The organism is Rubrivivax rivuli (assembly GCF_004016505.1).
GTDB classification, from domain to species: domain Bacteria; phylum Pseudomonadota; class Gammaproteobacteria; order Burkholderiales; family Burkholderiaceae_C; genus Rubrivivax; species Rubrivivax rivuli.
On the sequence record NZ_SACR01000004.1, the window covers coordinates 693,626 to 706,348 of the forward strand.

General features: G+C 69.0%; 16 protein-coding genes. 13 read left to right on the forward strand and 3 right to left on the reverse strand.

Annotated features, from left to right (window positions below; genetic code table 11):
• The first annotated feature begins 6 nt into the window (after positions 1-6).
• From rpsR to EOE66_RS15500, 4 genes are all read left to right on the forward strand, one after another.
• Positions 7-297, forward strand: coding sequence for a 30S ribosomal protein S18 (gene rpsR / locus EOE66_RS15485; protein WP_128229602.1), 291 nt, complete (start codon positions 7-9; stop codon positions 295-297).
• 11 nt (positions 298-308) lie between these two features.
• Positions 309-761: a 50S ribosomal protein L9 gene (gene rplI, locus EOE66_RS15490; RefSeq protein WP_128229603.1), complete on the forward strand. Its 453-nt coding sequence runs from the start codon at positions 309-311 to the stop codon at positions 759-761.
• A 178-nt stretch (positions 762-939) separates the two neighbouring features.
• Positions 940-2,355 (forward strand): replicative DNA helicase, encoded by a 1,416-nt coding sequence (gene dnaB, locus EOE66_RS15495; protein ID WP_128229604.1) that lies wholly within the window; start codon positions 940-942, stop codon positions 2,353-2,355.
• Positions 2,356-2,587: 232 nt separating this feature from the next.
• Positions 2,588-3,460, forward strand: a complete 873-nt coding sequence (locus EOE66_RS15500) for a hypothetical protein (protein WP_128229605.1) — start codon at positions 2,588-2,590, stop codon at positions 3,458-3,460.
• A 90-nt stretch (positions 3,461-3,550) separates the two neighbouring features.
• Here EOE66_RS15500 and EOE66_RS15505 read toward each other — a convergent pair whose 3' ends face one another.
• From EOE66_RS15505 to flgA, 3 genes are all read right to left on the reverse strand, one after another.
• Positions 3,551-3,961, reverse strand: coding sequence for a hypothetical protein (locus EOE66_RS15505; protein ID WP_128229606.1), 411 nt, complete (start codon positions 3,959-3,961; stop codon positions 3,551-3,553).
• Positions 3,962-3,970: 9 nt separating this feature from the next.
• Entirely contained in the window at positions 3,971-4,258 is a 288-nt protein-coding gene (gene flgM, locus EOE66_RS15510; RefSeq protein ID WP_128229607.1) for a flagellar biosynthesis anti-sigma factor FlgM, read from the reverse strand.
• Positions 4,259-4,406: 148 nt separating this feature from the next.
• Positions 4,407-5,174 carry a flagellar basal body P-ring formation chaperone FlgA gene (flgA, locus tag EOE66_RS15515; RefSeq protein ID WP_128229608.1) on the reverse strand — a complete coding sequence of 256 codons (768 nt, stop codon included), beginning with the start codon at positions 5,172-5,174 and terminating at the stop codon, positions 4,407-4,409.
• A gap of 218 nt (positions 5,175-5,392) precedes the next feature.
• On the opposite strand from flgA, the gene flgB reads away from it, so the two are divergent.
• The 9 genes from flgB (at position 5,393) to flgJ (ending at position 12,720) form a co-directional block, all read left to right on the forward strand.
• Positions 5,393-5,791, forward strand: a complete 399-nt coding sequence (flgB, locus tag EOE66_RS15520) for a flagellar basal body rod protein FlgB (RefSeq protein ID WP_128229609.1) — start codon at positions 5,393-5,395, stop codon at positions 5,789-5,791.
• A gap of 25 nt (positions 5,792-5,816) precedes the next feature.
• Positions 5,817-6,233, forward strand: a complete 417-nt coding sequence (gene flgC, locus EOE66_RS15525) for a flagellar basal body rod protein FlgC (RefSeq protein WP_128229610.1) — start codon at positions 5,817-5,819, stop codon at positions 6,231-6,233.
• A gap of 49 nt (positions 6,234-6,282) precedes the next feature.
• On the forward strand, positions 6,283-6,942 hold the full coding sequence (locus EOE66_RS15530) for a flagellar hook assembly protein FlgD (protein WP_128229611.1): 660 nt from the start codon (positions 6,283-6,285) through the stop codon (positions 6,940-6,942).
• A 22-nt stretch (positions 6,943-6,964) separates the two neighbouring features.
• Complete coding sequence (gene flgE / locus EOE66_RS15535) at positions 6,965-8,227, forward strand: flagellar hook protein FlgE (protein ID WP_128229612.1); 1,263 nt, start codon at positions 6,965-6,967, stop codon at positions 8,225-8,227.
• 34 nt (positions 8,228-8,261) lie between these two features.
• Entirely contained in the window at positions 8,262-8,990 is a 729-nt protein-coding gene (gene flgF, locus EOE66_RS15540; protein WP_128229613.1) for a flagellar basal-body rod protein FlgF, read from the forward strand.
• Between the two features lie 154 nt (positions 8,991-9,144).
• Positions 9,145-9,927: a flagellar basal-body rod protein FlgG gene (flgG, locus tag EOE66_RS15545; protein ID WP_128229614.1), complete on the forward strand. Its 783-nt coding sequence runs from the start codon at positions 9,145-9,147 to the stop codon at positions 9,925-9,927.
• Positions 9,927-10,601 carry a flagellar basal body L-ring protein FlgH gene (locus EOE66_RS15550; RefSeq protein WP_128229615.1) on the forward strand — a complete coding sequence of 225 codons (675 nt, stop codon included), beginning with the start codon at positions 9,927-9,929 and terminating at the stop codon, positions 10,599-10,601. Before flgG ends, EOE66_RS15550 begins: the two co-directional genes overlap by 1 nt.
• A gap of 44 nt (positions 10,602-10,645) precedes the next feature.
• Positions 10,646-11,794, forward strand: coding sequence for a flagellar basal body P-ring protein FlgI (locus EOE66_RS15555; protein ID WP_128229750.1), 1,149 nt, complete (start codon positions 10,646-10,648; stop codon positions 11,792-11,794).
• Between the two features lie 5 nt (positions 11,795-11,799).
• Positions 11,800-12,720 (forward strand): flagellar assembly peptidoglycan hydrolase FlgJ, encoded by a 921-nt coding sequence (flgJ, locus tag EOE66_RS15560; protein WP_128229616.1) that lies wholly within the window; start codon positions 11,800-11,802, stop codon positions 12,718-12,720.
• Positions 12,721-12,723 lie beyond the last annotated feature (3 nt).

Genomic DNA, 12,723 nt, shown 5'->3' on the forward strand with positions numbered 1-12,723 from the left:
CTGACTATGCCCCCGCCACGTGGTAAAGGTCGTTTTTCCAAGGACAAGCGCCCCAAGCGCAACAACCAGTCGCTGCTGTTCCGCCGCAAGCGTTTCTGCCGCTTCACCGTCGCCAAGGTCGAAGAGATCGACTACAAGGAAGTCGACGTTCTGCGCGACTTCATCGGCGAGAACGGCAAGATCACGCCCGCTCGCCTGACCGGCACGCGCGCCTACTACCAGCGCCAGCTGACCACCGCCATCAAGCGCGCGCGCTTCCTGGCGCTGCTGCCTTACTCTGACCAGCACAAGGTCTGAGGAGCCCCACCATGCAAATCATTCTTCTCGAGAAGGTCGGCAAGCTCGGCAACCTGGGCGACGTCGTCAAGGTCAAGCAGGGTTATGCCCGCAACTTCCTGATCCCGCAGAAGCTGGCGCGCCGCGCCACCGAGGCTGCGATCAAGGAATTCGAAGGCCGCCGCGCCGAGCTGGAAAAGGCCGCCGCCGCCAAGCTGGCTGCCGCCCAGGCCCTGGGCGAGCAACTGGCCGGCAAGACCGTGCGCATCGTCCAGAAGGCCGGTGTGGACGGTCGCCTGTTTGGCAGCGTCACCAACCACGACATCGCCGAGGCGCTGACGAAGGCCGGCACGGCCATCGCCAAGGCCCAGGTGCGCCTGCCCAACGGCCCGCTGAAGACCGTGGGCGAGCACGCCGTCTCGGTGGCGCCGCACGGCGACGTGGTCGTCGAGATCACCGTGCAGGTGGTCGCCCAGGCCGACTGAAGCCCGCTTCGGCTGTCACTGATCGCAAAGGCCGGCGCATGCCGGCCTTTGTCGTTTCTGGCGTGCGGACTTGTCCCGCGATGCCCCAGCGAAACCCACAGGCTTGTCCACAGCCTGTCCCTTGGGTGAACACACCGGCAGCGCCTACCATCGCCGCTGAGCCCACAGACCCGCACCGATGAGCACCGTCTTCGAACCCCGCGACTCCGCCCCGCAACGCGACGACGAGGTGGCGCGCCTGCGTGTGCCGCCGCACTCGGTGGAAGCCGAGCAGAGCGTGCTCGGTGGCCTGCTGCTCGACAACCTGGCCTGGGACCGCGCCGGCGACCTGCTCACCGACAGCGACTTCTACCGCCACGAGCACCGCCTCATCTACAAGGCCATCGGCGATCTGGTCTCGCAGAGCAAGCCGGCCGACGTCATCACCGTCTTCGAGCAGCTTCAGAGCCTGGGCAAGGCGCAGGACGTGGGCGGCCTGGCCTACCTGAACGCGCTGGCGCAGAGCGTGCCGAGCGCGGCCAACATGCGGCGCTACGCGGAAATCGTTCGCGAGCGCAGCATCCTGCGCAAGCTGATCGCGGCCAGCGACGAGATCGCCACCAACGCCTTCAACCCGGCGGGCCGCCAGGTCAGTACGGTGCTCGATGAAGCAGAGAGCAAGATCTTCCAGATCGGCGAAGAAGGCTCGCGGCAGAAGCAGGGCTTCCAGGGCATCAACAAGCTCGTGGTCGACCTCATCGACCGCGTGCAGGAACTGCATGACAACGGCGCCGAAGAGGTGACCGGCGTGCGCACCGGCTTCTACGACCTCGACAAGATGACGGCCGGCCTGCAGAAGGGCGACCTCATCGTGCTGGCGGCGCGGCCCTCGATGGGCAAGACGGCGTTCGCGCTGAACATCGCCGAGCACGTGGCGGTGCAGGAAGGCCTGCCGGTGCTGGTGTTCTCGATGGAAATGGGCGCCGCGCAACTCGCGTTGCGCGTGGTGGGCAGCCTCGGGCGCATCAACCAGCAGAACCTGCGCACCGGCCGCCTGGACGGTGGCGAGTGGGAGCGCCTGACCGAAGCCGTGGAGCGCCTGGGCCAGGTGCAGCTCTACATCGACGAGACCGCCGGCCTGACCAGCAGCGAGCTGCGTGCCCGGGCGCGCCGCATGGCTCGGCAGTTCGGCACGCTGGGCCTGATCGTCATCGACTACCTGCAGCTCATGAGCGGCAGCAGCACGAGCGAAGAGAACCGCGCCACTGTCATCGGTGAGATCAGCCGCGGTCTGAAAGCGCTGGCCAAGGAGCTGCAGTGCCCGGTGATCGCGCTGTCGCAGCTGAACCGCAGCGTGGAAACGCGCACCGACAAGCGCCCGATGATGAGCGACCTGCGTGAATCGGGCGCCATCGAACAGGACGCGGACATCATCATGTTCATCTACCGCGACGACTACTACAACAAAGAGAACAGCAAGGAGCCGGGTGTCAGCGAGATCATCATCGGCAAGCAGCGCAACGGGCCCGTGGGCACGGTGAAGCTGGCTTTCATGAAGCCGCTGACACGCTTCGAGAACCTGGCGCCGGGCGCCAGTGGCGGCGACGAATACTGACCCTGGCGCGGCCTTGCCGCCGCGATGCGCCAGCCTGCGGTGACAATGCAGCCGACGGGCAAGTTCGGGCGGCGCGCTCTCAGGGTTTGTTCCTGAGCGTACAAAGCGGGGTCGCGGCAGACTCCGTCGCCGCAAGAGGCTTGGAAGGGCCACAAGAAGGATGACTGGGCAGGCGGTTTCCGAACACAAGAAGAGGCTGGGGGGCACGGGGGCGGTCAACCGCAGCGCGGTGGTGTCCTTCCTGCGGCCGGCTGCCTGCGTTGGCGGCATGGTGCTGGCACTTTCAAGCACAGGCGCCTGGGCGCAGAAGGCCTCGCCCGAACTCACCGCCTGCATCGCCGCCAACCGGCAGGCCGCCACCGACCTGCTGCAGGCGCGCGACAGCGAGATCCGCCGCCACGCGCTGCATGCCGTGCTGGTGTCGCGTCTGCAAGGGCTGGGCAGTGGGTTCAACCAGCTCAAGGCCAACGCCGCGCGGGTGCCACGCAATCTGGCCGAGTGCGAGAAGACCACCGAGGCGCTGAACGCCGGGCGCGAGCAACTCGAGCGCATCGTCGGCACGCCCGAGCAACTGGCCGAGTGCGCCACGGCCAACCAGACCGCCTACGGGCAGATGCAGGCGGTGCTGCTCGAACTGCAGGCCGGGGGCAAGGTGCCTGCGGCGCGGCTCGAAGCCGTTGCAGGCCGGCTCGACCAATTGCGGCCGGGCGTCAACCGTGACGGCCAGACCTTGACCGACTGCCGTGCGCTCTCGGCCGAGATCGAAACCGAGAAGGCCGCGGTGCAGCGCCTTGCGCCGCCGCCACCGGCCGCGCCCGCACCTCGGCCCGCGGCATCCGCCCCTCCGGCGCCAGCAGGGGTGCCCCCGGCCGTCTGCAGGCAGGGCCACACGCGGCAATACAACGAACTGGCGCAGGCCTACGCGGCCTTCGTCAGCGCCGGGCCGATCCCGCAGGAACTGATGGCGTCGCTGCAGTCGCTGAGCGAGCGGCTCACCCGGCTGGCCGCGCAGATTCCGGACACCAACTCACCCGATTGGAACTGCGACGACATCAACCGTGCGCTGGAACGCGCGCGCAACGACCTGGCCAAGCTGAAGCGCTGAGCGCGGCGGCGGCGGGCTGCCGCCGTCCAGCGCAGGCACCAAGAACAAAGCCCGGCATGCCGGGCTTTGTTCTTGAAGGGGAAGGGGCGTTCAGGCCAGAAGCGGTCCGCCGCTGTGTGCGTGGCGATCTGTCGCGCCGTGGGCACCGTACAGGCCCGCAGCGGCGCTGGCGGTGCGGGGCATCAGCACGTCCATCGCGCGGTCCAGCGAAGCAGTGGCGCGGGCCAGGGCCTCGCGCTGTGCGGCCACCTGGCCGCTGGCGGCCGCGAGGCGCTGCCGCAGTTGAAGTGGCACGCCCCCGCTGCGGGCGGCACGTGCGAAGTGGTCAACGGCCGCGGCGAGCGCGGCGTGCAGATCGGCCGCCACGCGGTCGACGCCGGCGGCATCCTGCTGCTGCAGAGCCAGGTTGAGGGCGCCCAGGGCCTGTTCCACGGCCTGCAAGGGGCGCTCAAGTTCGGCGGCTTGCTGCACGGCGTGGCGCTCCTTGGGCGTGGTGATCATGGGGCGCGATCAGCTGAGCTTGCGGCCCAGCAGTTCTTCGGCGTTGACGATCAGCTTGTCCGCGATCGCCTCGGCATTGACCTTGAACTGGCCTTCGCGGATGGCCGTCGCGATGCGCTCGACCTTGGCTGCGTCGAAGGCCGGATCGCCCACACCCTCGGCCAGGCCCTTGGCGGCCGACGACAAGGCCACCTCCGTGCTGGGCACGGCCACGGGGCTCTTGGTCGGCGCGGCCTCGGCCTTGCGTTCGGCCACGGTCGGGCCGGGCGGCTTGGTTTCGATAGGACCGATCTTCATCTTGGACTCCTGTCAGGGGCACAGCAGGGGTGCTTTCCCAACGACATAGACGCTGTATCGGAAGCGGCGCCAAAGAACTTTAGCCTTGAAGTCGAAAATTCTTGCGCACCCCCTTGAACGTGGGGGTCAAACGTGCCCGGCGCGTTGTTCATGGGCCCACCTCGACTTCACGGGGCCCGATCGCGCGGCCTTCCACCATGCGCGGGCCCAAGGCTCGCCCGTCCTCCGTCCGATTCTCGCCGACGCGCACGCGCACGCGCTGCCCTTCGATGCCGGCACTCACCGCCTGGCCCATGGTGCTGATCGAGAAACCCGGGCCGCCTGCCACCACGCGCACGGTGTCGCCGGCGGCAAACCACTGTCGGGCCTGCAGATCGGTCGCACGCAGGGCCTGGCCGGCGGGCACGGGGCGCGCCGTCACGCGGCCTGCCAACTGGGACGGGTGGGCGAAGGGCGGCTGCGGTGCAGCAGCCCAGTCCACCTCGGCGAGTGCCAGGCTGTCGGCCTGCAGCGTGGCGCCCACGGGCAACGCAGCGGCCGACACAGCGGCCTGCGCCCACACCTGCACCGTGGCCGGCAAAGAGATGCTCCAGCGCGGCGTGGGCGCCGCGTCCGAGGTCTTCTGGCAGCGCAAGCCGATACGCGTGCGGCCCCACGCGGGCGCGCCCGGCACGAGAAAGGCTTCCACCTGCGCGCACGGGGCGAGCTTCAGGCGCGGGTCGGGCTGGCCGGGAACGGCAAGCACGCGGGCTCCGGCCGGCGCCAGGGCGCGTGCGGCTTCACTCAGCATGGCCAGCGCCTGTGCCACGGCCGCTGCCGGCAGCGGGGCAGCGGGCTCCTGGGCCTGCGCGGCCGCCGGGCCGAGTGCGGCCAGCGCGAGCGCGAATGCGCCCGTGGCCACGCCGGACCATGGCATGCGCCGCAGGGATCGGAATGAGGGCAGGTTCACAGTGCAGCACTCTAGGCCGGCAGTGCCGTCGCCAGGGGCGGAAATGAAGGCCGAAGCGGGCTCTGTTCGGGCTCATCTTTCGGCGTGCGCTGCCCAGAATCGACCTCCATGCCCGAACCTGCCTGCAGGCCGGCCCCGGGCCACACCCGAGCTTGTTGCGGGTGCGCTGACCGAAGGAGCGCCGAATGATCTCTCGCCTGACCCAATCGCTCGATTTCCACGCCCAGGCGCTCAGCCTGCGCGCCGAGCGCCAGCGCATCATCGCCGGCAACATCGCGAACGCCGACACCCCCGGCTACCACGCCCGCGACTTCAACTTCGCTGATGCCCTGCGCAACGCCACCGGCCAGGCCGGTCTGGGCGGGGGTATCGCCAGCGACGTGATGAGCCCCGGCGGCCGCCCGTCGCCGACGCTGCGTTACGCACTGCCCTCGCAGACCAGCATGGATGGCAACAGCGTCGACATGGACCGCGAGCGCGCCTCGTTCGTGGACAACAGCGTGCAGTACGAATCGACGGTGCGCTTCATCAACGGCAGCGTGCGCACCATGCTCGACGCGATGAAGAGCCACACCCAGGGCTGAAGCCCAGCGCTGAGAAGGACCCACGATGAGCATGCTCCGCATCTTCGACGTCGCCGGCAGCGCGGTCAGCGCGCAGAGCCAGCGCCTGAACACCGTGGCCAGCAACCTGGCCAACGCCGACACCGTGGCCGGCCCCGACGGCAGTGCCTACAAGGCGCGCCAGGTGGTCTTCCAGACCGAACTGATGGGCGCGGGCGCGCACCGCAACGGCACCGCCGGCGTGCGCGTGAGCACCATCGTCGAGAGCGATGCGCCGGGCCGCCGTGTGCACGACCCCAATCACAAGAGCGCCGACGCCGAGGGCTACGTGACCTACAGCAACGTGAACCCGGTGGAGGAGATGGTCAACATGATCTCGGCCTCGCGTTCGTACCAGAACAACGTCGAGGTGATGAACACCGCCCGCAGCCTGCTGCTGAAGACGCTGCAGATCGGCCAGTGAGCCGCGCGGCCCGCTTGCCCCCACCGCCCGCCGCCCCCCGGAGCCCGCCATGACCACCGCCATTTCCAGCGACCCCTTCGCGGCGCTGAATGCCACTGCCGGCAGCGCCGCCGCCAGTGCGAACAACAGCGACGCGGCCAGCGCCGACCGTTTCCTGAAGCTGCTCGTCACGCAGATGCAGAACCAGGATCCGCTCAACCCGATGGACAACGCCCAGGTCACGAGCCAGATGGCGCAGATCAACACCGTCAGCGGCATCCAGACGCTCAACAACACGATGCAAGGCCTCAACGGCCAGTTCGTGCAGATGCAGGCTTTGCAGGGCGCCTCATTGGTGGGCCGCGAGGTCACCGTGGTGGGCAACCGCCTGGCCGTCGCCGAGGGTACCGGCACCGCGCAGTACGAACTGGCCACCCCCGCCGACAAGGTGAAGATCGAGGTGCTGAACCCGGCCGGGCGCGTGGTGGACACGATGACGCTGGGCACCACCAAGGCCGGCCGCCAGGACATCGAGTGGGACGCCCGCAACGCCGACCCGGCGCTGGAGTACCGCTTCCGCATCACCGCCACCAGCGGCGCCAGCGCCGTGGCCAGCACACCGCTGATGCGCGACCGCGTGCAGGCCGTCAGCACCTCGGGCAGCGGTGTCTCGCTGCAGACCCAATACAGCGGCGACGTGGCCTACAGCCAGGTCAAGGCCTTCAACTGATTTCCCACCAGGACCCTCCGCCATGAGCTTCCAGCAAGGCCTTTCCGGACTCAACGCCTCGAGCAAGAACCTCGAGATCATCGGCAACAACATCGCCAACGCGAACACCTTCGGCACCAAGGTCTCGCGCGCCGAGTTCGCCGACGTCTACGCCGCAGCACTGAACGGTGCCGGCGCCAACAGCATCGGCATCGGCACCAACATGGCCACCGTGGCGCAGCAGTTCACGCAGGGCGCCATCACCACCACCGAGAACCCGATGGACCTGGCGATCAACGGCGCCGGCTTCTTCCAGGTGACCGACGGCAAGAGCCCGACCACCTACACGCGCAACGGCCAGTTCAAGGTGGACCGCGACGGCTTCATCGTCAACAGCTTCGGCAAGCAGCTCATGGGCTACGCGGCCGACGACCTGGGCGTCATCCAGCCCGGGCAGGCCGTGCCGCTGCAACTGCCCACCGGTGGCGTGAGCCCGAAATCGACCACGCGCATGGACATCGAGATGAACCTCGACTCACGCGCCGGTGTCACCGTCCCGGTGGCCGGTGCGGCCATCGACTTCAACGACGCGGCGACCTACAACAACGCCACCTCGCTGACGGTGTACGACGCCAAGGGCCAGGAAGTGGCGCTGACCTACTACTTCCAGAAAGCCGGCACCGACACCTGGAACGTCTTCGCCACCGCCAACGGCGCAACGGTACTGGGACTGCCGGACGCCCCGGCGCCGCTGTCGACCATCACCTTCGCTGCCGACGGCAGCGCGCCCACCAACCCGATCGGCCCCATCACCTTCACCATCCCGGCCAGCGTGAACAGCGCCGGCGCCGAGACGCTGGAACTGCTCGACGTGACGCTCAACACCGGAGGCGCCACGCAGTTCGGCTCGGCGTTCAGCGTCACCGACCTGCGGCAGGACGGCTTCTCGGCCGGCCAGCTGGTGGCCATCGCGGTGGAGAACAACGGCATCATCACCGCGCGCTACAGCAACGGGCAGAGCCGCCCGGCCGGGCAGATCGAGGTGGCGACCTTCCGCAACCCGCAGGGCCTGCAGCCCTCGGGCAACAACCAGTGGGCGCGCACCTTCGCCTCGGGCGACCCCGTCACCGGCGTGCCCGGCGACGGCAACCTCGGCGTGCTGCAGGCCGGCGCGCTGGAAGAGAGCAACGTCGACCTCACCGGCGAGCTGGTGCAGATGATCACCGCGCAGCGCATCTACCAGGCCAACGCGCAGACCATCAAGGCGCAGGACCAGGTGCTGCAGACCCTGGTGAACCTCCGCTGATCCCGCGCTGAGCAACCGCACGGAGGCCTGAACCATGGACCGGCTGATCTATCTCGCGATGTCGGGCGCGAAGGCGACGATGCAGCGCCAGGACTCGCTGGCCAACAACCTGGCCAACGCCTCGACCACGGGCTTCCGCGCCGAGATGCAGGCCTTCCGCTCCGTGCCCATCCGCGGCGACGGCGCCACCACACGCGCGTTCGCGCTGGAGTCGACCATCGGCTACAGCAACGCGCCCGGGCCCGTCACCACCACCGGCCGTTCGCTGGACGTGGCGGTGCAGGGCAACAGCTGGCTGGCCGTGCAGGCGTTGGACGGCACCGAGGCCTACACGCGCGCCGGCGCGCTGCAGGTCAATGCCGAAGGCCAGCTCGTCACGCCCTCGGGCCTGCCGGTGCTGGGCGATGGCGGCCCCATCACGCTGCCGGCCAATGCCTCGGCCGAGATTGCCGCCGACGGCAGCATCACCACCACCGTGCCGGGCCGCCGCCCCGCACAGGCCGGCAAGCTCAAGCTGGTCACGCCCGAAGAAGCGATGGTGCGCGGCGCCGACGGCCTCTTCCGCACGCCGGGCGGTGGCGAGGCGCCGGTGGACCCCGCGGCGCGTGTGCAGAGCGGTGCGCTGGAAGGCAGCAACGTCAGCGCCGTGGAGACCATGGTGGCCATGATCTCGGCGGCCCGCCAGTTCGAGCAGCAGATGAAGGCGCTGCAAGGCGCCGAGCAGCGTGAGCAGAACGCGGCGAAGCTGCTCGCGCCCACCTGAGTTCGCCCCTTGATTTCAAGATGCAAGGCGCCCGCGGGCGCCTTCGTCGTTTCAGGGGCGAGATGGCCGGTTGCGGGGCCGCTTTTCCAGCGCTCGCGAGCCTTCAGTCCGGGCGAAGATGGCCGCAGGGCATCACCCCCAAGGACCCATCACCATGATCCGCTCACTGTGGATTGCCAAGACCGGCATGGAAGGCCAGCAGAACAAGCTGGACGCCATCTCGAACAACCTCGCCAACGTCGGCACCACCGGCTACAAGCGCGGCGGCATCGCCTTCGAAGACCTGATGTACCAGAACTTGCGCCCCGCGGGTTCGGCCACCTCCGAGCAGACGCAGCTGCCCACCGGCCTGCAGGTCGGCCTGGGCGTGCGCACCGCAGCCAGCGTGCGCAACTTCGGCCAGGGCGCGATGCAGAACACCGGCAACAACCTGGATGTCGCCATCCAGGGCCAGGGCTTCTTCCAGATCCAGATGCCCGATGGCAGCACCGGCTACACGCGCGACGGCTCCTTCCAGCTCGACGCCGGTGGTCAGATGGTGACGAACGCAGGTTACGTGCTGCAGCCCGGCATCACGGTGCCGGCCAACGCCATCAGCGTGAACATCGCGCCCGATGGCCAGGTGCAGGCCACCATCCCCGGGCAGGCCGCGCTGCAGAACCTGGGGCAGATCCAGCTCGCCAACTTCACCAACCCCGCGGGCCTGGAATCGCGCGGCGGCAACCTCTTCGCCGAAACCGCAGCCAGCGGCGCGCCCCAGGCCGCCGCACCCGACAGCAACGGCCTGGGCCGGCTGCAGAAGGGCTTTCTGGAGGCCAGCAACGTGAACGTGGTGGAAGAGCTCGTGAGCATGATCGCAACGCAACGCGCCTATGAGCTGAACAGCAAGGCCATCACCACCAGCGATCAGATGCTGCAACGTCTGGGGCAACTGTGATGAAGGCGCTGCGCACCCCCCTGGCGCTGGCCGCCACGCTGTTGGCCACTGGCTGCAGCACCATCTTCCCGCGTGCCGAGGTGGCCGATACCCGGCCGCCTGCACCCATGCTGCCCGAAGCCACTGCGCCGGCCTCGCCCGGTGGTATCTACCGGGCCGGGCACTACCGACCTCTCTTCGAAGACTACCGCGCGCGCCACGTGGGCGACACGCTGACGGTGCAGATCGTCGAGAAGGTGACGGCCACCACCTCCAGTACCAGCAGCGTCGACAAGTCGGGCAGCCTGGCCGTGGGCATCAGCGCCCTGCCGGGCATCAACCCCAAGGCCTTCGTGCGCGGCACGGGCGAGGCCAGCTCCAGCAACGCCTTCGAAGGCAAGGGTGCCACCGAGAGCAGCAACAACTTCAGCGGCACCGTCACCGTGGTCGTGCGCGGCGTGCTGCCCAACGGCCACCTGCTGATCGCCGGCGAGAAGCAGATCGGCGTGAACGAGAACGTCGACGTGCTGCGTTTTTCGGGCCAGGTCGACCCGCGCGCCATCCAGCCTGGCAACACCGTGCAGAGCGCGCAGATCGCCAACGTGAGGCTCGAGCAGCGCGGCCGCGGCCAGCAGAGCGAGGCCCAGCGCATGGGCTGGCTCGGCCGCGTGTTCCTGAGCCTGGCACCTTTCTGATGGCCCCCCCGCCTGCCGCCCCCCGCCGAAGTACCGAGGCCGACATGCAAGACCGCGAGACCTTTTCCGACCGCCTGCAGCGCTGGGCCGTGGCCCTGTGCTTCGCGCTGGCCAGCGCCGCGCTGCTGTGGCCGCTGCCCGGCCACGCCTCGGTGCGTGTGATGGATGTGGCCGACGTGCAGGGCGCGCGCAGCAACGAGCTGACGGGCTTCGGCCTCGTCGTGGGCCTGGACGGCACCGGCGACCAGACCACGCAGGCCCCGTTCACCACGCAGAGCATCATCGCCATGCTGCAGCAGATGGGCGTGACGCTGCCGCCGGGCGTGAGCATGCAGCTTCGCAATGTGGCCGCGGTGATGGTGACGGCGCAATTGCCGGCCTTCAGCAAGCCCGGCCAGCAGCTGCCGGTGACGGTCTCGTCGATAGCCAACGCCAAAAGCCTGCGCGGCGGCACGCTGATCTCCACGCCGCTGAAAGGTGTCGACGGTCAGATCTACGCCATGGCCCAGGGCAACCTGGTGGTGGGCGGCGCGGGCGCCTCGGCCAACGGCTCGAAGGTGCAGATCAACCACCTGAGCGGCGGCCGTATCCCTGATGGCGCCACGGTGGAACGGGCCGTGCCCAGCCCGGTGTTCGAAACCACGGTGGCACAGCTGGACCTGAAGAAGACCGACTTCGCCCTGGCCCGCAACGTGGCCATGGCCATCAACAACGCCAAGGGCGAAGGCACGGCCATGGCGCTGGACGGCCGCACGGTCAGCGTGCGCATGCCCGAGGCCGCTCAGGAGCGCGTGGGCTTCCTGGCCGACGTCAACGGCCTGCCACTGGTGCTGGGCAAGCCGCCCGCGCGCATCGTCATCAGCGCGCGCACCGGCTCGGTGGTGATCAACGAGGCCGTCACGCTCGGGCCCTGCGCGGTGGCGCACGGCTCGTTGACCGTCACCGTCACCACCACGCCCATGGTCAGCCAGCCCAACCCGCTGGGCCAGGGGCAGACGGTGCAGGCCGACCGCTCCGACATCACCGTCAACCAGCAGGGCAGTGCGCTGATCCACCTGCCTGCCGGCGCCAAGCTCACCGATGTGGTGAAGGCCCTGAACACGCTGGGCGCCACACCACAGGACCTGCAGGCCATCCTGCAGCTCATGAAAAGCGCCGGCGCCCTGCACGCCGAGATTGAAGTGGTTGGATGAACGCCATGGCTGCGATTCCTCCCCAACTGCAGCGCAGCACGGCCGGCCTGGCCACCGACACGCGCTCGCTGGACGCGCTGCGCTCGCGTGCCAACGCCGACCCCAAGGGCGCGGTGCGCGAGGCGGCCAAGCAGTTCGAGAGCCTCTTCATGGCCGAGCTGATGAAGAGCATGCGCGCCACCACGCTGAAGGCCGATGGCGAGGGCGGCAGCAGTGGCGCCGGTGGCATGGCCACCGACATGCTCGACCAGCAGTTCGCCACACAGATGAGCGGCCTGCCCGGCGGCCTGAGCGAAGCCATCATGAAGCAGCTGGAACGGCAGATGGGTATGACGCCCGGGCCGATCCCGGTGACGAAATCGGCCAACAACACGCCCGCGCCGCTGAGCGCCCAGCCCGTGCCCACGGCCGTCCCGCAGACCGGCGCGGCCGGCTTCGTGCAGCAGCACACCGCCGCCGCGCAGCGCGCGGAAAGCGAGACCGGCATCCCGGCCACCTTCATGGTGTCGCAGGCGGCGCTGGAAACGGGTTGGGGCCGCAAGGAGATCCGCCACGGCGACGGCAGCCCTTCGTACAACCTGTTCGGCATCAAGGCCGGCCCGAACTGGAAGGGCGCCACCGCCGAGGTGATGACCACCGAGTACATCAACGGCAAGCCGCAGAAGGTGATGGCCAAGTTCCGCGCCTATGGCAGCTATGCCGAGAGCTTCGCCGACTACGCGCGTCTCATGAAGGACAGCCCGCGCTACGCCGGCGTGGTGCGCGCCGCCACCGTGGCCAGCGCCGATGCAGGTGCGTCTGCGCGCGCGGCCGCCGGCTTTGCACAAGGGCTGCAGCGTGCCGGCTATGCCACCGACCCCGCGTATGCCGACAAGCTGAGCCGCGTCATCAACACCACGCTGCGCCTGCAGCGTTCACTGGCCTGAACG

Bases quoted from the DNA above. Each gene is read 5' to 3' on its own strand.
- rpsR (WP_128229602.1), top strand. From the start codon at position 7: ATGCCCCCGCCACGTGGTAAAGGTCGTTTTTCCAAGGACAAGCGCCCC.
- rplI (WP_128229603.1), top strand. From the start codon at position 309: ATGCAAATCATTCTTCTCGAGAAGGTCGGCAAGCTCGGCAACCTGGGC.
- dnaB (WP_128229604.1), top strand. From the start codon at position 940: ATGAGCACCGTCTTCGAACCCCGCGACTCCGCCCCGCAACGCGACGAC.
- EOE66_RS15505 (WP_128229606.1), bottom strand. From the start codon at position 3,961: ATGATCACCACGCCCAAGGAGCGCCACGCCGTGCAGCAAGCCGCCGAA.
- flgM (WP_128229607.1), bottom strand. From the start codon at position 4,258: ATGAAGATCGGTCCTATCGAAACCAAGCCGCCCGGCCCGACCGTGGCC.
- flgA (WP_128229608.1), bottom strand. From the start codon at position 5,174: ATGCCATGGTCCGGCGTGGCCACGGGCGCATTCGCGCTCGCGCTGGCC.
- flgB (WP_128229609.1), top strand. From the start codon at position 5,393: ATGATCTCTCGCCTGACCCAATCGCTCGATTTCCACGCCCAGGCGCTC.
- flgC (WP_128229610.1), top strand. From the start codon at position 5,817: ATGAGCATGCTCCGCATCTTCGACGTCGCCGGCAGCGCGGTCAGCGCG.
- EOE66_RS15530 (WP_128229611.1), top strand. From the start codon at position 6,283: ATGACCACCGCCATTTCCAGCGACCCCTTCGCGGCGCTGAATGCCACT.
- flgE (WP_128229612.1), top strand. From the start codon at position 6,965: ATGAGCTTCCAGCAAGGCCTTTCCGGACTCAACGCCTCGAGCAAGAAC.
- flgF (WP_128229613.1), top strand. From the start codon at position 8,262: ATGGACCGGCTGATCTATCTCGCGATGTCGGGCGCGAAGGCGACGATG.
- flgG (WP_128229614.1), top strand. From the start codon at position 9,145: ATGATCCGCTCACTGTGGATTGCCAAGACCGGCATGGAAGGCCAGCAG.
- EOE66_RS15550 (WP_128229615.1), top strand. From the start codon at position 9,927: ATGAAGGCGCTGCGCACCCCCCTGGCGCTGGCCGCCACGCTGTTGGCC.
- EOE66_RS15555 (WP_128229750.1), top strand. From the start codon at position 10,646: ATGCAAGACCGCGAGACCTTTTCCGACCGCCTGCAGCGCTGGGCCGTG.
- flgJ (WP_128229616.1), top strand. From the start codon at position 11,800: ATGGCTGCGATTCCTCCCCAACTGCAGCGCAGCACGGCCGGCCTGGCC.